Source organism: Nioella nitratireducens, from assembly GCF_001879715.1.
Lineage (GTDB): Bacteria > Pseudomonadota > Alphaproteobacteria > Rhodobacterales > Rhodobacteraceae > Nioella > Nioella nitratireducens.
On record NZ_MNBW01000033.1, the window covers coordinates 1 to 18,719 of the forward strand.

General features: G+C 62.9%; 26 protein-coding genes and 1 riboswitch. Of the genes, 16 read left to right on the forward strand and 10 right to left on the reverse strand.

The genetic code is table 11. The annotated features are described in order from the left end of the window. Positions 1–80 precede the first annotated feature (80 nt). Positions 81–866 (reverse strand): AIM24 family protein, encoded by a 786-nt coding sequence (locus tag BKY27_RS18465; protein WP_071675938.1) that lies wholly within the window; start codon positions 864–866, stop codon positions 81–83. A gap of 173 nt (positions 867–1,039) precedes the next feature. Then, entirely contained in the window at positions 1,040–1,660 is a 621-nt protein-coding gene (locus BKY27_RS18470) for a 2OG-Fe(II) oxygenase family protein (protein ID WP_071675939.1), read from the reverse strand. 222 nt (positions 1,661–1,882) lie between these two features. Between BKY27_RS18470 and rpmC the strand changes: the two genes are divergently transcribed. The 11 genes from rpmC to rpmD all read left to right on the forward strand — a co-directional run bounded on the left by rpmC (position 1,883) and on the right by rpmD (position 6,206). Continuing rightward, entirely contained in the window at positions 1,883–2,089 is a 207-nt protein-coding gene (gene rpmC, locus BKY27_RS18475) for a 50S ribosomal protein L29 (protein ID WP_071675940.1), read from the forward strand. Positions 2,090–2,104: 15 nt separating this feature from the next. Then, the gene (gene rpsQ, locus BKY27_RS18480; RefSeq protein ID WP_071675941.1) at positions 2,105–2,335 is read left to right on the forward strand and encodes a 30S ribosomal protein S17; all 231 of its coding nucleotides are present in this window, start codon (positions 2,105–2,107) and stop codon (positions 2,333–2,335) included. Positions 2,336–2,409: 74 nt separating this feature from the next. Then, positions 2,410–2,778, forward strand: coding sequence for a 50S ribosomal protein L14 (gene rplN / locus BKY27_RS18485; protein ID WP_007427594.1), 369 nt, complete (start codon positions 2,410–2,412; stop codon positions 2,776–2,778). 1 nt (position 2,779) lies between these two features. Beyond that, positions 2,780–3,091: a 50S ribosomal protein L24 gene (rplX, locus tag BKY27_RS18490; RefSeq protein WP_071675942.1), complete on the forward strand. Its 312-nt coding sequence runs from the start codon at positions 2,780–2,782 to the stop codon at positions 3,089–3,091. Then, a complete protein-coding gene (gene rplE, locus BKY27_RS18495) occupies positions 3,084–3,647 on the forward strand; it encodes a 50S ribosomal protein L5 (protein WP_071675943.1) in 564 nt (187 codons plus the stop codon). The genes rplX and rplE overlap by 8 nt, the downstream gene beginning before the upstream one ends. Positions 3,648–3,668: 21 nt before the next feature. After that, positions 3,669–3,974, forward strand: coding sequence for a 30S ribosomal protein S14 (gene rpsN / locus BKY27_RS18500; protein WP_071675944.1), 306 nt, complete (start codon positions 3,669–3,671; stop codon positions 3,972–3,974). Between the two features lie 14 nt (positions 3,975–3,988). Then, positions 3,989–4,381: a 30S ribosomal protein S8 gene (rpsH, locus tag BKY27_RS18505; RefSeq protein WP_071675945.1), complete on the forward strand. Its 393-nt coding sequence runs from the start codon at positions 3,989–3,991 to the stop codon at positions 4,379–4,381. Positions 4,382–4,393: 12 nt separating this feature from the next. Continuing rightward, entirely contained in the window at positions 4,394–4,927 is a 534-nt protein-coding gene (rplF, locus tag BKY27_RS18510) for a 50S ribosomal protein L6 (protein ID WP_071675946.1), read from the forward strand. 11 nt (positions 4,928–4,938) lie between these two features. Further along, entirely contained in the window at positions 4,939–5,298 is a 360-nt protein-coding gene (rplR, locus tag BKY27_RS18515) for a 50S ribosomal protein L18 (protein WP_071675947.1), read from the forward strand. Positions 5,299–5,427: 129 nt separating this feature from the next. Further along, positions 5,428–6,012, forward strand: a complete 585-nt coding sequence (gene rpsE, locus BKY27_RS18520; RefSeq protein WP_071675948.1) for a 30S ribosomal protein S5 — start codon at positions 5,428–5,430, stop codon at positions 6,010–6,012. Positions 6,013–6,017: 5 nt separating this feature from the next. Next, positions 6,018–6,206: a 50S ribosomal protein L30 gene (gene rpmD, locus BKY27_RS18525; RefSeq protein WP_071675949.1), complete on the forward strand. Its 189-nt coding sequence runs from the start codon at positions 6,018–6,020 to the stop codon at positions 6,204–6,206. Between the two features lie 72 nt (positions 6,207–6,278). Here rpmD and BKY27_RS18530 read toward each other — a convergent pair whose 3' ends face one another. Beyond that, complete coding sequence (locus BKY27_RS18530; RefSeq protein ID WP_071675950.1) at positions 6,279–6,848, reverse strand: gamma-glutamylcyclotransferase family protein; 570 nt, start codon at positions 6,846–6,848, stop codon at positions 6,279–6,281. Positions 6,849–6,922: 74 nt separating this feature from the next. Then, positions 6,923–7,012: riboswitch (glycine riboswitch) on the forward strand. Between the two features lie 141 nt (positions 7,013–7,153). Here BKY27_RS18530 and gcvT point away from each other — a divergent pair. The 3 genes from gcvT to gcvP are packed head-to-tail and all read left to right on the forward strand — an operon-like array spanning position 7,154 to position 11,495. Next, a complete protein-coding gene (gene gcvT / locus BKY27_RS18535) occupies positions 7,154–8,254 on the forward strand; it encodes a glycine cleavage system aminomethyltransferase GcvT (RefSeq protein WP_071675951.1) in 1,101 nt (366 codons plus the stop codon). A gap of 20 nt (positions 8,255–8,274) precedes the next feature. Continuing rightward, positions 8,275–8,634, forward strand: a complete 360-nt coding sequence (gene gcvH, locus BKY27_RS18540; RefSeq protein ID WP_071675952.1) for a glycine cleavage system protein GcvH — start codon at positions 8,275–8,277, stop codon at positions 8,632–8,634. 11 nt (positions 8,635–8,645) lie between these two features. After that, positions 8,646–11,495, forward strand: a complete 2,850-nt coding sequence (gene gcvP, locus BKY27_RS18545; protein ID WP_071675953.1) for an aminomethyl-transferring glycine dehydrogenase — start codon at positions 8,646–8,648, stop codon at positions 11,493–11,495. Positions 11,496–11,530: 35 nt separating this feature from the next. Here gcvP and BKY27_RS18550 read toward each other — a convergent pair whose 3' ends face one another. Further along, positions 11,531–12,055, reverse strand: coding sequence for a DUF4329 domain-containing protein (locus BKY27_RS18550; protein ID WP_071675954.1), 525 nt, complete (start codon positions 12,053–12,055; stop codon positions 11,531–11,533). A 124-nt stretch (positions 12,056–12,179) separates the two neighbouring features. Here BKY27_RS18550 and yciA point away from each other — a divergent pair, with 124 nt between their 5' ends. After that, a complete protein-coding gene (gene yciA, locus BKY27_RS18555) occupies positions 12,180–12,575 on the forward strand; it encodes an acyl-CoA thioester hydrolase YciA (protein WP_071675955.1) in 396 nt (131 codons plus the stop codon). A 168-nt stretch (positions 12,576–12,743) separates the two neighbouring features. On the opposite strand, the gene trxC is transcribed toward yciA, so the two are convergent. From trxC to nthA, 6 genes are all read right to left on the reverse strand, one after another. After that, positions 12,744–13,187 carry a thioredoxin TrxC gene (trxC, locus tag BKY27_RS18560; protein ID WP_071675956.1) on the reverse strand — a complete coding sequence of 148 codons (444 nt, stop codon included), beginning with the start codon at positions 13,185–13,187 and terminating at the stop codon, positions 12,744–12,746. 362 nt (positions 13,188–13,549) lie between these two features. Beyond that, the gene (gene ettA, locus BKY27_RS18565) at positions 13,550–15,205 is read right to left on the reverse strand and encodes an energy-dependent translational throttle protein EttA (protein ID WP_071675957.1); all 1,656 of its coding nucleotides are present in this window, start codon (positions 15,203–15,205) and stop codon (positions 13,550–13,552) included. 159 nt (positions 15,206–15,364) lie between these two features. Next, entirely contained in the window at positions 15,365–16,237 is an 873-nt protein-coding gene (locus tag BKY27_RS18570) for a bifunctional helix-turn-helix transcriptional regulator/GNAT family N-acetyltransferase (RefSeq protein WP_071675958.1), read from the reverse strand. 69 nt (positions 16,238–16,306) lie between these two features. After that, positions 16,307–16,651: a nitrile hydratase accessory protein gene (locus tag BKY27_RS18575; RefSeq protein ID WP_084668038.1), complete on the reverse strand. Its 345-nt coding sequence runs from the start codon at positions 16,649–16,651 to the stop codon at positions 16,307–16,309. Beyond that, the gene (nthB, locus tag BKY27_RS18580) at positions 16,638–17,291 is read right to left on the reverse strand and encodes a nitrile hydratase subunit beta (protein ID WP_071675960.1); all 654 of its coding nucleotides are present in this window, start codon (positions 17,289–17,291) and stop codon (positions 16,638–16,640) included. The genes BKY27_RS18575 and nthB overlap by 14 nt, the downstream gene beginning before the upstream one ends. A 3-nt stretch (positions 17,292–17,294) precedes the next feature. Then, positions 17,295–17,933: a nitrile hydratase subunit alpha gene (nthA, locus tag BKY27_RS18585; RefSeq protein WP_071675961.1), complete on the reverse strand. Its 639-nt coding sequence runs from the start codon at positions 17,931–17,933 to the stop codon at positions 17,295–17,297. 105 nt (positions 17,934–18,038) lie between these two features. Between nthA and BKY27_RS18590 the strand changes: the two genes are divergently transcribed. Beyond that, positions 18,039–18,641, forward strand: coding sequence for a nicotinate-nucleotide adenylyltransferase (locus BKY27_RS18590; RefSeq protein WP_071675962.1), 603 nt, complete (start codon positions 18,039–18,041; stop codon positions 18,639–18,641). The last annotated feature ends 78 nt before the right edge of the window (positions 18,642–18,719 follow it).

Below are 18,719 nucleotides of genomic sequence, written 5' to 3' on the forward strand. Positions count from 1 at the left end.
CTCCCCACAAACCAAAGAAGCCTCTGAATCGCAGATCACACGTCAGCTCGAAAGTGTGGGGGCGGCGAACCGCTTACGGCTCACCGATCCCCGAACATATCGCCAAGCCCGCCAAGCACCGAGCCCTCGCCCTTGCTGCCGCCGGGCCGGGCGGCGCGCAGGATGCGGTCGGCGAGGCGCGAGAAGGGCAGGCTTTGCAGATAGACCGTGCCTGGGCCGCGTAGGGTGGCGAGGAAGATCCCCTCTCCGCCGAAGATCATCGACTTCAGGTTCCCGGCCCGCTCGATGTTATACTCCACGCCCCCGGTCATCGCGGCAAGACAGCCGGTATCCACCCGCAGCACTTCGCCGGCCGCAAGGTCGCGTCGGATGACGGTGCCGCCGATATGGATAAAGGCCATCCCGTCGCCGTTCAGCCGTTGCAGGATGAAGCCTTCGCCGCCGAAAAAGCCGACGCCAAGTTTCTTTTGGAACGCGATGCCGGTGGTGGTGCCGAAGGCGGCGCACAGGAACGCATCTTTCTGACAGATCAGCTCGCCACCCATTTCGGCCATGTCGATAGGGATGATCTTGCCGGGATAGGGGGCGGCGAAGGCAACGCGCTTTTTGCCCTGCCCGGTGTTTGTGAAATGGGTCATGAAGATGGACTCGCCGGTCAGCACCCGCTTTCCGGCACTGAAGAGCGAGTCCATGAAACCGGAGGACGGCCGCCCGCCATCGCCCATGCGGCTTTCGAACCCGATCCCGTCATCCATGTAATTCATAGCGCCCGCTTCGGCGATCACCACCTCAGCGGGGTCAAGCTCCACCTCGACGATCTGCATGTCATCGCCGAAAATCTCGTAGTCAACTTCGTGGCATTGCATCGGAAAAGTCCTTCTGTTCATGCCATCGGCACGTCTCGCCGGGGCAAAATGCTGGTTGCGGAATGACCAGAAGGATCGGCGGTGTTGGCTAATCGGTCAAGACGGTATGAGTCGGCGCCGCCCCATGGGGGGCAAGCACAAGCGGCAAGGGAGGGTGGTAGAGTGGCCGCGGATCATTCCCACCGATAATTGAAACTGACCGAAATCCGCTCGTCCTCGGCCATGTTCATCGGCACCTCGTGGCGCAGCCAGCTTTCCCACAGCAGCACGTCGCCGACAGCCGGTTTCACATAGACAAAGGTCTTCAATTCATCCCGCGCGTCTTTCTTGCGGGCGGGCGCCGCCATCATCCGGGCGGACCGCGGGTCTTCAAGTTTCAGCGCGCTGGCGCCCTCGGGCATCGCCACATAGGTGGTGCCGGAAATCACCGAATGCGGGTGCAGGTGGCTGGCGTGCATCCCGCCCTCGGGCAGGATGTTGATCCAGAGATCCTCCAGCACCAGCTTGCCCTCGCCCAGATCGAATTCCAGATCCTCGGCAAAGGCCGCGACATGGGCGTCCAGCACCTTCACCAGATCCGCGAAGATCGGGAAGCGCCAGGGCAGGTCGGTCAGCGACGCGTAGGAGGTGTAGCCGGGATAGCCGTTCTCCTCGCACCAGTCCTGCCCCGCCTCGTCATCCTCGGCGATCACGAGGCAGGAGGTTTCGAGTTCACGCGCGTCGAGGACGGGGGCGAATTCCGACAGGGCAGCGCGGTAGAGGCGGGTCACGAAGAGGGAGGATATCTGGGCCATGACCTGCTCTTATCCCAATGCGATGTGGCGGGCGAGGGGGATCGGTGTCGCGGGACCGGGAAACTGCAATCTTCCCTTGCCCCCAAGGCGCACCTCCCTTATAGGGACGCATCTGCCGAGTCCCCGGGTCCGCCCGGGGATTCGTCGTTTGTCATTCAACCACCAGGTCGAAGGGTGACCCGAACGAGGGGCTCTCTGGTGTATTGAGAAAAGGAAAAGGCGATGAACGCCCACGAACTGCGTGACAAGACGCCGGACCAGCTCCGGGAAGATCTTGCCAACCTGAAGAAAGAATCGTTCAACCTGCGTTTCCAGCAGGCCACTGGCCAGATGGAAAACACCGCGCGTATGCGTCAGGTGCGCCGCGATGCGGCCCGCGTCATGACCGTTCTGAACGAAAAAGCAGCCGCCGCTGCGTCGGCCGAGTAAGAGGGAGCCACTCAGATGCCCAAACGTATCCTTTCCGGCACCGTCACCTCGGACACCAACGACCAGACCGTCACTGTGTCTGTCGAACGCCGTTTCAAGCACCCGGTGCTGCACAAGACCGTCCGTAAGTCCAAGAAATACCGGGCTCACGACGCCAACAACACTTTCAAGGTGGGGGATGCCGTCCGCATCCAGGAATGTGCCCCCATGTCGAAGTCGAAACGCTGGGAAGTGATCGTCAACTAGGCGATCCCCTTTCAGTTTGAACGAAACCCTGGGGGACAGAACAAGACCAGCCCCCACAGGTCGGGAGAAACCACATGATCCAGATGCAGACCAATCTGGATGTCGCTGACAACTCCGGCGCTCGCCGGGTGCAGTGCATCAAGGTCCTGGGTGGTTCCAAGCGTAAATACGCCTCCGTTGGCGACATCATTGTCGTCTCGGTGAAGGAAGCCATCCCGCGCGGCCGCGTGAAGAAAGGGGACGTCCGCAAGGCCGTCGTCGTGCGCACCGCCAAGGAAGTTCGCCGTGAAGACGGCACCGCAATCCGTTTTGACCGCAATGCCGCCGTGATCCTGAACAACGCGGGTGAGCCGGTTGGAACCCGTATCTTCGGACCGGTCGTGCGCGAACTGCGTGCCAAGAACTTCATGAAGATCATCTCGCTCGCCCCGGAGGTGCTGTAAGATGGCTGCTAAACTGAAGACCGGCGACAAGGTCGTCGTGCTGGCCGGCAAGGACAAGGGCAAGGAAGGCACCATTACTTCCGTCGACCCGAGTGTCGGCAAAGCCGTGGTTGAAGGCATCAACATGGCCATCCGCCACACCCGTCAGAGCCAGAACGACCAAGGCGGCCGCCTGCCCAAGGCAATGCCGATCCAACTGTCGAACCTCGCTCTGCTTGACGCAAACGGCAAACCGACCCGTGTTGGCTTTCGCATGGAAGGCGACAAGAAGGTGCGTTTCGCCAAGACCACGGGGGACGTGATCGATGCTTGATTCCGCAAACTACACCCCGCGCCTCAAGGCCGCCTTCAAGGACAGCATTCGCCCTGCCCTGAAAGAAGAGTTCGGCTACAAGAACGACATGCAGATCCCGCGCCTGGACAAGATCGTCCTGAACATCGGCTGCGGGTCCGAAGCGGTCCGCGATTCCAAGAAAGCCAAATCGGCCCAGGAAGACCTGACTGCAATCGCTGGCCAGCAGGCTCTGACCACGAAGGCCTCCAAGTCGATCGCAGGCTTCCGGGTTCGGGAAGGCATGCCGCTTGGCGCGAAGGTCACCCTGCGCGGTGACCGCATGTATGAATTCCTCGATCGTCTGATCACGATTGCAATGCCCCGCATCCGCGACTTCCGCGGCGTGCCTGGCAAATCCTTCGACGGCCGTGGCAACTATGCCATGGGCATCAAGGAACATATCGTGTTTCCCGAGATCAACTTCGACAAGGTTGATGAGGTCTGGGGTCTGGACATCGTGATCGCAACCACCGCGAACACCGACGCGGAAGCCAAGGCGCTGTTGAAGCATTTCAACATGCCGTTCAACAGCTGATCCGCGGAAGAGGAAGTATACATGGCTAAGAAAGCAATGGTCGAACGCGAGCTGAAGCGCGAACGTCTGGTGGCACAATACGCCGCCAAGCGTGCGCAGCTGAAGGAAATTGCGACCGATGAGAACCTGCCGATGGAAGAGCGTTTCAAGGCTCGCCTGAAACTGGCGAAACTGCCCCGAAACAGCTCGCCCACCCGTCTGCACAATCGCTGCCAGCTGACCGGCCGCCCCAAGGCGTACTACCGCAAGCTGAAAATGTCGCGGATCATGCTGCGTGACCTGGCCTCGAACGGCCAGATCCCCGGCATGGTCAAGTCGAGCTGGTAAGGAGGGTTTGACAGATGAACGATCCTATCGGTGATATGCTGACCCGTATCCGCAACTCTCAGATGCGTGGCAAGTCGATCGTGTCGACCCCCGCCTCGAAGCTGCGGGCCTGGGTTCTGGATGTGCTGGCCGACGAAGGCTACATCCGCGGCTATGAGCATGGCACGGACGCCAATGGCCATCCGACCATCGAAATCGCGCTTAAGTACTACGAAGGCGAGCCCGTGATCCGCGAAGTCAAGCGCGTGTCCAAGCCCGGCCGTCGCGTCTACATGAGCGTGAATGACATCCCTCAGGTCCGTCAGGGCCTGGGAATTTCCATCGTCTCCACGTCCAAGGGCGTGATGTCGGATGCAGCAGCACGCGGCGCCAATGTTGGCGGCGAAGTGCTCTGCACCGTGTTCTAAGGAGGTTTGGCAATGTCTCGTATTGGTAAGAAACCGGTCGAGCTGCCGTCGGGTGTTTCTGCATCCGTCTCCGGCCAGACCGTCGAAGTGAAGGGGCCGAAAGGCACCCGGACCTTCAAAGCAACTGACGATGTCACCATCACCGTCGAAGACAACACCGTGTCGGTCACCCCGCGCGGCAAGTCCAAGCGGGCCCGGCAACAGTGGGGCATGTCCCGGACACAGGTCGCGAATCTCGTGGCCGGTGTGAGCGACGGCTTCAAGAAAGAGCTGGAGATCCAAGGTGTGGGTTATCGGGCGCAGATGCAGGGCAATGTCCTGAAACTGTCGCTCGGCCTCAGCCACGAAGTGAACTTCGAGGTTCCCGAGGGCATCACCGTGACCGCGCCGAAACCGACGGAAATCGTCGTCGAAGGCAACGATCAGCAACTGGTCGGTCAGGTCGCAGCCAACATCCGCGAGTGGCGCAAGCCCGAGCCCTACAAGGGCAAAGGCATCCGCTACAAGGGCGAGTTCATCTTCCGTAAGGAAGGCAAGAAGAAGTAAGGGCGAGCAAAATGGCAAACAGCAAAAGAGATCTGTTCCAAAAACGCCGCCTGCGCGTTCGGAACAAGCTGCGGAAACTGGCAAACGGGCGTCCGCGCCTGTCGATCCACCGCTCCAACAAGAACATCAGCGTCCAGCTGATCGACGATGTGAACGGCGTCACCCTCGCCTCCGCCTCCACGCTGGAGAAGGATCTGGGCGTGGTCGGTCAGAACAACGTCGAAGCAGCGACCAAGGTGGGTGCGGCAATCGCCGAGCGTGCCAAGGCCAAGGGCGTCGAAGAGTGCTACTTCGACCGTGGCGGCTTCCTCTTCCACGGCAAGGTGAAGGCTCTGGCCGACGCCGCGCGTGAAGGTGGTCTGAAGTTCTAAGACCCGGTTCGGGTCCTTTGCAGGCGGCGCCGTGCAGGTGCCGCCTCGATGATCTGGGGGCTGTGCAGCGGCCCACCACGATTGAGACAAACCGGCGCATCACGCGCCACCTGAGAAAGGATGCCTTTCATGGCAGAACGTGAAAACCGCGGGGGCCGTGGTCGCCGTCAGGAACGGGAAGAAACCCCGGAATTTGCAGATCGCCTTGTCGCGATCAACCGTGTGTCGAAAACCGTCAAGGGTGGTAAGCGTTTCGGCTTCGCAGCCCTCGTGGTTGTCGGCGACCAGCGTGGCCGCGTCGGCTTCGGCAAGGGTAAAGCCAAAGAGGTGCCCGAGGCGATCCGCAAGGCCACCGAGCAGGCCAAGCGTAACCTGATCCGCGTGCCGCTGCGTGAAGGCCGCACCCTGCACCACGACACCACCGGCCATCACGGCGCAGGTAAAGTCGTCATGCGCACCGCGCCGGAAGGCACCGGTATCATCGCCGGTGGTCCGATGCGCGCCGTGTTCGAGATGCTGGGCATCAAGGACGTGGTTGCCAAATCGACCGGGTCGCAAAACCCCTACAACATGATCCGCGCCACGCTGGACGGTCTGCGCAGCGAATCCTCGCCGCGTCAGGTCGCTGCACGCCGCGGCAAGAAAGTGGCCGACATCCTGCCCAAGCGCGAAGACGCGCCGCAGGAAAGCGCCCAAGTCGCTGAGGAGGCCTGAGACCCATGGCGAAAACCATCGTTGTCAAGCAGATCGGCTCGCCGATCCGTCGCCCCGAAGTCCAGCGTCAGACCTTGATCGGTCTCGGCCTGAACAAGATGCACAAGACGCGCGAACTGGAAGACACCCCCGCGGTCCGCGGCATGGTCGCCAAGATCCCGCACCTCGTGGAAATCATCGAAGAGCGCGGCTAAGCACTCGCTGGGGTCACCCCCCCCTGCTACGATATTGGATGCGCCCCGGTCGAAAGGCCGGGGCGTTATTCGTTATGGGCGCCGGTCCGTTACCTCTGCCCCGATCCGCCGTATCCATCCGTCCACATAGGCCCGCTCGTCGTTGGTCAGGTTTTGATGGCGGGGATAGACGGGATCGGCGCGATCATCGCAAATCGGCATGGTCCAGTCATGTGTGGTGGCAAAGAACCGTTCGGCCCCATCGACCCCGAATTCCCGGAGGTAGCCCTGCACGACGACGTCTAGATAGCTCAGCAGCAGAACATGCTCGCCCGCCTCGTGCTCGATATGATCGGCGCGCGCGCGGTAGATCTGGATATCGGGCAGGGTCGGGTGGCTGTGTCGGATCTCGGCCACGGGCAGGCGGTCATAGGCCCGCTCGCGTTCATCCAGCGCCGCCCAGTCGGATCCGGGCACCGCCGCGATCAGCCCGTCGATCTCTTCGCCATGCGCCTCGACCGCCGTCAGGAAGGCGACCTTGCGCAGTTTCGACTTCTTCCAGGCCCGCGCCCACCCCGTCACCGTCGCCTGTGCGGCGCGGGGGTAGGCATGGGTCGAGCGGTTTACGAGGCTGCCGTAGCCAAAGAAAAAGGGGTCTGACATGGCCCCACATGTGACCCCGTATGCGGCGGCATGCAACCCCCTTGCCTCGTCGGAAATGCCTGCTAATGTGTCGCTCGTTCATGCAGGGAGAATCCGGCCTCGCGCCGGTGCCGAAGGAGCAACCGCCCCGGTAAACTCTCAGGCGCCAGGACCTGCTGAACCACAAAACTCTGGAGAGAGGCGCGGGATGCGTCCGCCGAAGGGATAACGATCTCAGGCGAAAGGACAGAGGGGGCATCGCAGCGCGCGATTCGGCGCGCGGGGACGATGCCGGGCCCGACCCGGACGACAATGGGGAAGGCTGCATGAGCGATCTCAAACAATTGCCGCTGCGCGCGGTGCACGAGGCCCACGGGGCCAAGTTCGTGCCCTTCGCGGGCTATGACATGCCGGTGCAATATGCTGCTGGCGTAATGTCGGAACATCTGCACACGCGCGAAAAGGCGGGGCTGTTCGATGTCAGCCATATGGGCCAAGTGCTGCTGCCGCTTGGGGCCGATGCGGCGTTGGAAACGCTGGTGCCCGTCGATGTGATCGGGCTGAACGAGGGGCGTCAGCGCTACGGCCTGTTCACCAGCGACGCGGGCGGCGTTCTGGACGACCTGATGATCGCGCGCCGGGCAGGGGATCTGTTTCTCGTCGTGAACGCCGCGCGGAAAGCGCATGACATCGCCCATATGCGCGGCACCATCGACGGCGTGCAGGAGGTGACCGACCGCGCGCTGTTGGCGTTGCAGGGGCCGTTGGCCGTGACGGCGTTGGAACGGCTGGTGCCCTCGGTTGCCCAGATGAAATTCATGGATGTGGCGCAGGTGGCGTGGAATGGCGTCGAGTTGTGGATTTCCCGCTCGGGCTATACCGGCGAGGATGGGTTCGAGATCTCGGTGCCGTCTGACGCGGCAGAGGGTTTCGCAACCGCGCTGTTGGAGATGGACGAGGTTCTGCCCATCGGCCTTGGCGCCCGCGACAGCCTGCGGATGGAGGCGGGGATGCCGCTCTACGGTAACGATCTGGCCGAGGAAATTTCACCGATCGAGGCCGGGCTGACATGGGCGATCAGCAAGGCCCGCCGCACGGGTGGCGCCCGCGAGGGCGGGTTCCCCGGTGCGGACCGTATCCTAGACGAAATGGAAAACGGCGCGCCACGCCGCCGCGTTGGCCTGCGCCCCGAGGGCCGGGCACCCATGCGCGCGGGCGTGCCGCTGTTTGATGCGGCAGAAGGTGGCGCGCAGGTGGGCACAGTCACGTCGGGCGGGTTCGGCCCCTCGATCGGGGCCCCCATCGCAATGGGCTTGATCGACTCATCCGTTGCCGCCGACGCTACCCTTTATGGCGAAGTGCGCGGCAAACGTCTGCCCGCCGTGCAGACCGAACTGCCGTTCAACAAACCCGACTACAAACGCTGATCTGACCAGGGAGAGACCCGATGAAATTCACCGAAGAACATGAATGGCTGCGCGTCGAGGATGACGTGGTGGTCGTGGGCATCACCGAACATGCGGCCTCGGCCCTTGGCGACGTGGTGTTCGTGGAACTGCCCGAGGCCGGAACGACCGTGTCCAAGGATGACGAGATTGTCGTGATCGAGTCCGTGAAAGCGGCCTCCGACATCATGGCGCCGATTGATGGCGAGATCACGGAAGTGAACGACGCCTTGGCCGACAACCCCGGCATGGTGAACGAAGACCCCCTCGGCGCGGCGTGGTTCTTCAAGATCAAGGCCTCGGACCTGTCGCAGATGGACGACTACATGGACGAGGCCGCCTACAAAGACATGATCGGCTGAGGAGAGACCTGATGGCCTTCACCCCCACGGATTACAATCCATACGATTTTGCCAACCGCCGCCACATCGGCCCGTCCCCGTCCGAAATGGCCGAGATGTTCGAGGTGCTGGGGGTGAAGGATCTGGACGAGTTGATCGACCAGACGGTCCCGGCCAGCCTGCGTCAGGACAAGCCGCTGAATTTCGGTGCGCCCAAGTCGGAGCGGGAACTTTTGTGGTTCATGCGACAGGTGGCCAAGAAGAACAAGGTCTTCTCCACCATGATCGGACAGGGGTTTTACGGCACCGTCTGCCCGCCCGCGATCCAACGCAATATCCTTGAAAACCCGGCTTGGTACACGGCCTACACCCCCTATCAGCCCGAGATTTCGCAGGGCCGCCTTGAAGCGCTCTTGAACTACCAGACCATGGTCAGCGACCTGACCGGGTTGGAGGTCGCCAATGCCTCGCTGCTGGACGAGGCAAGCGCGGCGGCAGAAGCCATGACCATGGCGCAGCGGGTGGCGAAATCGAAGGCCACCGGGTTCTTTGTCGACGAAAACTGCCATCCGCAGAACATCGCGGTGATGCAGACCCGCGCCGCGCCGCTTGGCATCGAGATCATCGTCGGAAATCCCGACGACCTGGACCCCGAGGCCGTCTTTGGCGCGATCTTCCAGTATCCCGGCACCTATGGCCATGTGCGCGATTTCACGGCTGAGATCGCCCGCCTGCATGACGCCAAGGCCATCGGCATCGTCATTGCCGACCCGCTGGCCCTGACGATCCTCAAGGAACCGGGCGCCATGGGCGCGGATATCGCCGTGGGTTCCACCCAACGGTTCGGTGTGCCCATGGGCTATGGCGGGCCGTCGGCGGCCTACATGTCCTGCAAGGACGCCTACAAGCGCAACATGCCGGGCCGGATCGTGGGTGTGTCCATCGACGCGCAGGGCAACAAGGCGTATCGCCTGTCGCTGCAAACGCGCGAACAGCATATCCGCCGCGAAAAGGCCACGTCCAATGTCTGCACCGCGCAGGCGCTTCTGGCCAATATCGCCAGTTTCTATGCCGTCTTCCACGGACCAGAGGGGCTGAAGGCCATCGCACAGCGCACGCATTACAAGGCGACGCAGGTGGCAAAGACCCTGACCGACAAGGGATACATCGTTGAGCCAAAGCACTATTTCGACACGCTCACCGTCGATGTGGGGGCGTTGCAAGGTGTGATCCTTGAGGCCGCCCGCGGCCAGCGGATCAACCTGCGCAAAGTCGGTGACACCCGCGTCGGAATTTCTCTGGATGAAACCACGCGGCCCGAAACCATCGAGCGACTGTGGCGGGCCTTTGGCATCGAGAAGACCTACACCCGTGGGCCGTTTGAATTTTCCATGCCCGAGGGGATGCTGCGCGAAAGCGAGTACCTGACGCACCCGATCTTTCACCTTAATCGGGCGGAAACCGAGATGATGCGCTATATGCGGCGTCTGGCAGACCGCGACCTGGCGCTCGACCGCGCGATGATCCCGCTCGGCTCTTGCACGATGAAGCTGAACGCAGCGGCGGAAATGATGCCGATCACATGGCCCGAGTTTTCCAACCTGCACCCCTTTGCCCCCGCCGATCAGGCCGAGGGTTTTGCCGAACTCGCCCGCGATCTCAGCGACAAGCTGTGCCAGATCACCGGCTATGACGGGATGAGCCTGCAACCCAATTCCGGGGCGCAGGGGGAATATGCTGGGCTGTTGACCATTCAGGCCTATCACCGCGCCAATGGCGATACGGACCGCGACGTGTGCCTGATCCCGGTCTCGGCCCATGGCACCAACCCTGCCTCGGCCCATATGGTCGGCATGAAGGTCGTGGTGGTGAAATCGGCCCAGAACGGCGATATCGACCTCGACGATTTCCGCGCCAAGGCCGAAGCGGCGGGCGACAGGCTGGCGGCCTGCATGATCACCTACCCCTCGACCCACGGCGTGTTCGAGGAAACCGTGCGCGAGGTCTGCCAGATCACTCACGATCATGGCGGGCAGGTCTATATCGACGGGGCCAACATGAACGCCATGGTGGGGCTGGTGCGGCCCGGTGATATCGGCGGCGATGTCAGCCACCTGAACCTGCACAAGACCTTTTGCATCCCGCATGGCGGCGGCGGCCCCGGCGTGGGTCCGATCGGCGTCAAGGCGCATCTGGAACCCTACCTGCCCGGCCACCCCGAAACCGGCGGGGCCCAAGGGCCGGTCAGTGCCGCACCGCTTGGCTCGGCGTCCATCCTGCCGATTTCCTGGGCCTATATCCTGATGATGGGCGGTGACGGGCTGACGCAGGCGACCAAGGTGGCGATCCTGAACGCCAACTACATCGCCAAGCGTCTGGAAGGCGCCTATGACGTGCTGTTCAAGGGCACCGGCGGGCGCATCGCGCATGAATGCATCCTAGACACCCGGCCCTTTGCCGACAGCGTGGGCGTGACCGTGGACGACATCGCCAAGCGGCTGATCGACAACGGTTTTCACGCGCCGACGATGAGTTGGCCGGTCGCGGGAACGCTGATGGTCGAACCGACGGAGTCGGAAACCAAGGCCGAGCTTGACCGGTTTATCACGGCCATGCTTTCGATCCGTGACGAGATTGCGGCCATCGAAAAGGGCGAGATGGACGGCGAGAACAACCCGCTCAAGCACGCGCCGCACACCGTTAATGCGCTGATTGGCGAATGGGACCGGCCCTATAGCCGCGAACAGGGCTGTTTTCCGCCGGCAAGCTTTCGGGTGGACAAGTATTGGCCCCCCGTGGGGCGGGTCGACAATGTCTTTGGCGACCGGCATCTGGTTTGCACCTGCCCGCCGCTGGAAGACTATCTCGACGCAGCGGAATAAGCACGAGAGGGCGCTCGCATGGACGCGGGCGCCCGTTACCGTCCGACGAACCGACGCCGCAATTCCGCAAGGGTGTATCGTTTTTCCACCGGCCCGTGTTCTTCCGGGTAAAAGCCCGGATCGGTCGGCAGGCATTCTCTGCCGCAGACCTGGTACATGAAGCCGCTTTGCCCGTCGATGAACCACAGCCGCCCGCCGGGGGTGGCGACCCAGCCGTTTACGCCCATCTGCATGTCGCCTTCCACGTCGATGGTCGAGGGCACCTCGCCGTCATAGCCTTGTGCCCACGCTGCATGGGTGTGCCATGACGAAACGATGGTGAATCCCGGTTCCACCGGGATCGTGGCGCAGGCGGCAGGGCTGCCCCAACTGACCTTGCTGATCCCCAGTTCCCCCGCCGGAGAGCGCACGACATATCCGCAGACCTCTCGGTTATGGGCGATGGATTGCGGGTTCATGCTGCGAAACAGGGCATGGACCAACTCGGTTTCCTCAACGCTTTGGGCGGTTGCGGGCACGGCCATCGTCAAGAGCGCGAAGAGCGCCGGAAATACGCGCATGGGTGATCTCCAAACGTCAAAAAGAACTATGCCAAAGATACGGGGGCACCGTGGTGGATGCCAGCCTTGTTTGTCGCCGGACAGGGTGCCAAATTAGGGGGCACCCCAAGCCAAGGCAGGACCGATGACCAACACATCCGACGCGCCCGAGGGCGAGCTGACGCTGCGCACCGTGGCCATGCCCGCCGACATGAATGGCAATGGCGATATTTTCGGGGGCTGGGTGCTGAGCCAGATGGACATCGCCTGTGGGATCGTTGCGCGAGAGCGGGCGCAAGGCCGCTCGACCACCGTTGCGGTGGATGCCATGAAGTTCATCCGCCCGGTCAGTGTGGGCGATGTGCTGTGCGTCTACACGCATATCAAGCGGGTGGGGCGAACGTCCATGGCGATCGAGGTCGAGGCGTGGGTGCGGCGCGGGGCCTTGGGGGCCCGAGAGAAGGTAACGGAGGCGGTCTTTACCTTTGTAGCCATCGACGAAAACGGCCAGCCGCGCCCGGTGCCCGACTTGCCGGGCTGACACTCAGATCATCGCCCAATCGGTGAAGCGATACCTTTGGGGCGGGGTCCTGCGGCGGGGCGTTTCGGTGTTGACGGGGCGGCGGGCGGTCATGGTGATGTCCTTTCGCGGCGGGATCAAGGGGATACCTGTCTGTCGCGCCAGCATGCCGCCTGGTTCAATTTCCGCTCAGGCTGGCAGCTTGGCAGAGTTACGCACAAAGGCCTCGATCTCGGCCGCCGGGCGGGCCCCGCTGAGACGCCCGATTTCGGTGCCATTCTGGAACAGGATCAGCAGCGGAATGCCCCGGATTCCGAACTTCTGGCTGACGGCTGGGAAATCCTGCGTGTCGATCTTGGCAAAGCGCGCATTCGGGGCAAGGGCGCGGGCCGCCGTTTCGAATTGCGGGGCCATCATCCGGCAGGGGCCACACCACGGCGCCCAAAAATCCACGAGCAGCGGAAGCTGGTCATTTTTCGTGGCCTTGGCCAACGTCGCCGGGTCCAGGGCCTTGACCTTGCCATCGGCCAGCCGCGCGCCACAGACGCCGCATTTCGGGCCTGAGGACAGTTTCGCGTCTGGCACCCGGTTGACGGCGCCGCACTCAAGGCAGGTGAGTTTGTGAGAGGACATGCGTCGGACTCGCTTTTGATTGACTTGGTCAATAAGTGGGGTGCCGGGCGGCTGAATGCAAGCATCTTGTGCGTGCGGCAGACCTATACGAAAGCATATTCACCTATACCTCTGCCGTCTCCCGCTTTTTCCTTTGGCCCCTTAGGTTTACCCCACGCCGACCAGTAGATCTGCCCAAGATGCTGACGGCGAACGGGGCCAAGACACCCGGCTGTGCCACGCTCACGGAACGGTTTGGCTGGGACAAGGGCAGGAGGCGTTGCCATAGCGCCTCCTGCTTTGTCGTTTTCGGGGTCCTGGCAGACGCGGGGGTGTTGAAGGGGGCAAATCTGCCCACCCTTCAGGGCAAACCAAAAACCGGTTTAACGGCTGAACTTCTTGTACTTCACCCGCGTCGGTTCCAGCGCGTCCGGTCCCAGACGGCGTTTCTTGTCTTCCTCATAGGCCGAGAAATCACCTTCGAACCATTCCACATGGGCCTCGCCTTCGAAGGCGAGGATGTGGGTACAGATCCGGTCGAGGAAGAAACGATCGTGCGAGATGACCACGGCGCAGCCGGCGAAATCGGTCAGGGCGTCTTCCAGTGCCCGCAGGGTTTCGACGTCCAGATCGTTGGTCGGTTCGTCGAGGAGCAGCACATTGCCGCCCTCTTTCAAAAGCTTGGCCATGTGAACACGGTTGCGTTCCCCGCCCGACAGAAGGCCCACCTTCTTTTGCTGGTCGCCGCCCTTGAAGTTGAAGGACGAGCAATAGGCGCGGCTGTTGACCTGCGCGTCGCCCAGTTCGATCAGTTCGGCGCCGCCCGAGATTTCCTCCCACACCGTGGCCTTGGCGTCGAGCGCGTCGCGGGATTGGTCGACATAGGACAGCTTGACCGTGTCGCCATAGTCCACCGTGCCGGAATCGGGCTGTTCCTGCCCGGTCAGCATGCGGAAGAGGGTCGATTTACCGGCGCCGTTCGGACCGATCACCCCGACGATGCCACCCGGCGGCAAGCTGAAGGTGAGATCTTCAATGAGCTGCTTGTCGCCGTAGTGCTTGGCGAGGTTTTCGACCTCGATGACCTTTGAGCCAAGGCGCGGGCCGTTCGGAATGACGATTTGCGCGCGCGAAATCTTCTCGCGCTCGGACTGACCGGCCATTTCGTTATAGGCGTTGATCCGCGCCTTTTGCTTGGCCTGCCGGGCCTTCTGGCCCTGCCGCATCCATTCCAGTTCGCGTTCCAGCGTCTTCTGCTTGGACTTGTCCTCGCGCGCTTCCTGCGCCAGCCGTTTGGCTTTCTGTTCCAGCCACGCGGAATAGTTGCCCTCGTAGGGGACGCCCCGGCCACGGTCGAGTTCCAGAATCCAGCCGGTGATGTCGTCGAGGAAATAGCGGTCGTGGGTGACGATCAGGATCGTGCCCTTGTAGTCGATCAGGTGCTGTTGCAACCAGGCGATGGTTTCCGCGTCGAGGTGGTTGGTCGGTTCGTCGAGCAGCAGCATGTCGGGCGCTTCAAGCAGCAGCTTGCACAGCGCCACCCGGCGCCGTTCGCCGCCCGACAGGGTGGCGACGTCAGCATCGTCCGGCGGGCAGCGAAGGGCCTCCATCGCCACGTCGATCTGGCTGTCCAGATCCCAAAGGTTCTGGCTGTCGATCTCGTCCTGAAGCTGCGCCATCTCGTCGGCGGTCTCGTCCGAGTAATTCATCGCCAATTCATTGAAGCGGTCGAGCTTGGCCTTCTTGGCGGCCACGCCCAGCATGACGTTGTCGCGGACATTGAGACCCTCGTCGAGCTGCGGTTCCTGCGGCAGGTAGCCCACCTTGGCGCCTTCGGCCGACCAGGCCTCGCCCGAGAAATCCTTGTCGATGCCGGCCATGATGCGCAGCAGCGTCGATTTACCGGCACCGTTGACGCCGACAACACCGATCTTGACGCCGGGCAGGAAGCTCAGGCGGATGTTCTCAAAGCATTTCTTGCCGCCGGGATAGGTCTTGGAGACGCCATCCATGTGATAGACGTACTGGTAGGAAGCCATTGGAACCCTCATGCATTCGCGTTGCTTCCCCACATAGACAAGGGGGAAGGGCGGGGCAATGGGGGTGTGGGGCGGGCCCGCCCGCCCACCCCTTTTCGGGGGCGCTGCCCCCGTCGCCTGAAGGCGACTCCCCCGGAGTATTTGGACCAAGAAGAAGGATCACAGCCACTTTTCAAAGAAAAGGTCGGGGTAGGGGTCGTCGTTGAAGCGGGGGATTTCGGTCCAGCCGGTGTTGCGGTAGAGCGCGGCGGCCTCGGGCAGGGCAGAGTTGGTGTCGAGCCTGAGCCTGTCGATGCCAAGTTCGCGCGCGATATCTTCGGCGCGGGTCATCAGGCGGGTCGCCAGTTTCAACCCGCGCGCGGCGGGTGAGACCCAGAGGCGCTTGATCTCTGCGGTCGGCGCGCCGGTGCCCTTGAGGCCGACGCAGCCGACAGGGAGCCCATCGGAGAGTGCGACGAGGAACACGCCGCGCGGGCGGAGCATGTCGGTTGCCTCAGGGTCGCGGGACAGGTTGACGTCGAAGCCCTGATCGAAGCGCCGGGCGAGTTCGCCGTAGTAGGCGCGCAGGCAATGGGCAGCGTCAGCGCCGCGCGGGTCGGTCTCGGTCAACAGGATCCGGTCCTGCCCGAGCGCGGAGGCGATGACGTCCATCGCGTCAAGCAGGGCCTGCGGGCGGGGATGGCGGGCCAGCAACGCCCTTGCGCGGTCGTTCGACAGGGTTTCGTAGGCGGCAAATTCGGCCTGCCCCGCGGGGGTCAGTTGGGCAACGCGGCGGCGGGCATCGTCTGGATGCGGGACGGTCTGGATCATCCCTTCGGTTTCCAGCTTGCGCAGAAGGCGGCTGACCAGCCCTGAATCGAGGTCGAGATAGTCGCGGAGCGCCCCCACATCGCCCATGCCATGGCCGATGGCATTCAGCACCCGCGCCGCGCCAAGCGGGCGGCCCCGGCCGAGGAACGAGGTGTCCAGCGCCCCCACCTCGGTGGTGACGGCCCGATTGAATCGGCGGATACGGTGAATGGCGTCGATCATTTGTCTGACCTAGGTCAGGTAAATCTGAAGCACAAGTCCGATTGGTCCTGCCGCGGGCTGTCTGGTTGTTCAGTCCCGGCCCCGGTCCAAGATCACCGGCTGCCCATGCGGCGTGCGCTCATAGGCACGGGTCCATTCGGCCTTGCGGGTGCTCAGATCGGTTTCGGTCAGGTCCGTGGTGCCGGTTGTCAGCGCCTCAAGGGCGCCGAGCGCGGCTTCGTAATAGGTCTGGGTCGTATCGGGCTGGCCCAAGGCCTCGGCCCTGCGCAGTTCGGCCCCCAGGGTTTCGGCCCAAGCCGTTGCCGTGAAGACGCCGCCACGCACCATCGTGTCGGCCATGGCCAGCACCTGCGCCTGCCACGCTTCATCGAAGACGCTGTCGCGCGGGGCGAGCGGATCGTCAGGCCGGAACAAGATAGCTCTCCCACAATTCCAGCGTCACCGTATCGCGTGGATTGGCCTCGGGCCCCCACAGATCGGGCGCGGTGAAACTGACGGTATAAAGGTGGTCGCCCACGTGATGACCTCGCGCGCCTTCGTCGGGCAAAGCGTGGCTGCCGTGATAGGTGATGATCGTGCCCTCGCAATTGCGGGCATAGGCAGGCAGGCGGGTATGGCCGGAACTGGTAAAGCGCTTGGTCCGAACCCGGTCGCCAACGGCGAATCCGGCCGGGACCGGGGCCTCGGTCTCGAAACTGATATGCCCGCCGCGGTTGATGGCGATCACGTCCTCGACCGTCTTGACCTCGGCCGGTGCGGCGGGAGTGGCGGTCTGACCCGAGACGGCCTCGTCCAGCGTGATGGTGCCGTTGTCGATCATCTCCATCAGGTAGTTGGTCGCCCATTTCTGGAAATAGCGATAGGTCAGGTAGTCGCCCGGCACCATGCATTCGAGGCCATGGCGGAACCAGTCGATGGTAATCCCGCGCAGGATGCCCGCACGCGCCAGCCCCCACATGCGGCGTTCCCAGTCGAAGGCAAAGGGCGCATCGCCGGTGGTGACGGGAACCGGACCGAAGCCCTGTTTGCCGCCGAGGTCATGCATGCTGTCCATGGCTCAGCCCTCTGCTTTCAGAATGCGATCTGTGCCGATCATCGCATTGCGGGTGACGATGGCAGCCAAGCGTTCTTCGTCCCAGCCGTCGGCGCCCTCGGGGCGCTGAGGAATGACGATATAGCGAACCTCGGCGGTGGAATCCCAAACCCGCACGGCCACGTCTTCGGGCAGGTCGACACCGAATTCGGCCAGAACCTTGCGCGGTTCACGCACGGCGCGCGCGCGGTATTCCGAGGATTTGTACCACGCCGGGGACATGCCAAGGATCGAGAACGGGTAGCAGGAGCAGAGCGTGCACACGACCATGTTGTGTGTGTCGTCGGTGTTTTCGACCGCAACCAGATGGCCGGTGGCAGAACCTTCGAACCCGAACTCCTTGATCGCGTCGCCCGCATTGTCGAGCAGCCGCGCGCGGAAATCGGGGTCGCGCCATGCGCGGGCGACGACGCGGGCGCCCCGTTTGGGGCCGATCTGTTCGCTATAGGCCTCTACCCATGCGTCGATGGTCTCGGACGCCACCAGCCCCTTTTCCACCGCGAGGCTTTCGAGGGTCTTGACCCTAAGCGCCGGGTCCGAGGGTAAATGGCTGTGCAAATGGCGGTGCAGGTCAGCCGCCTTCTCCGTATCGAAGGATGTCATGGCGAAGCTCCCTTTGCTGCAATCAGGATGCATCCACTGCGAAAGCGCTGTCAAGAATGCTGAACCCTCTGGACAGTCACGCGCTGGACCGCAAGAAAGGCGGTCATGCGCGCAGGATTGCCATATGTGCGCCCCGGAATGACCGTGGGCCTGTTCGGGGGATCGTTCGATCCACCGCATGAGGGCCATGTGCATGTGAGCCGCGAGGCGCTGAAACGGTTTCGGCTGGATCGCGTCTGGTGGGTGGTCAGCCCCGGCAACCCGCTGAAGACCGAGGGGCCCGCCCCGTTGGCGCGGCGACTGGCGGCGGCGAAGCGACTGGCGCATCACCCGCGGATCGAGGTTACGGACATCGAGGCGCGGCTTGGCACGCGCTACACGGCGGAAACGCTGGACCATCTTTTTGCGCTCTATCCCGGTGTGCGGTTCGTCTGGCTGATGGGCGCGGACAATTTGGCCAGTTTTCACCGCTGGCAGCGATGGGAATGGATCTTGCGGAATGTGCCGGTGGGGGTTCTGGCCCGGCCCGGACAGCGGATTTCGGCGCGTACGGCGAAAGCCGCGCAGATTTACCGCCCCTACAAGGTGCGGGCGGCGCGGGCCAAGGGGCTGGCGCGGATGGAGGCCCCGGCGTGGTGCTTTCTCAATGTGCCGATGGTCGATATATCCTCGACCGAGATCCGCGCGCGGGGCGAGTGGACGCGCTAGATGTGAGCTTTCAACAGGTTGTCCATTCGATCCTGACCGAGTTGGTTGGAGTTACCAAGCTTCAACACTGTTCGGAGG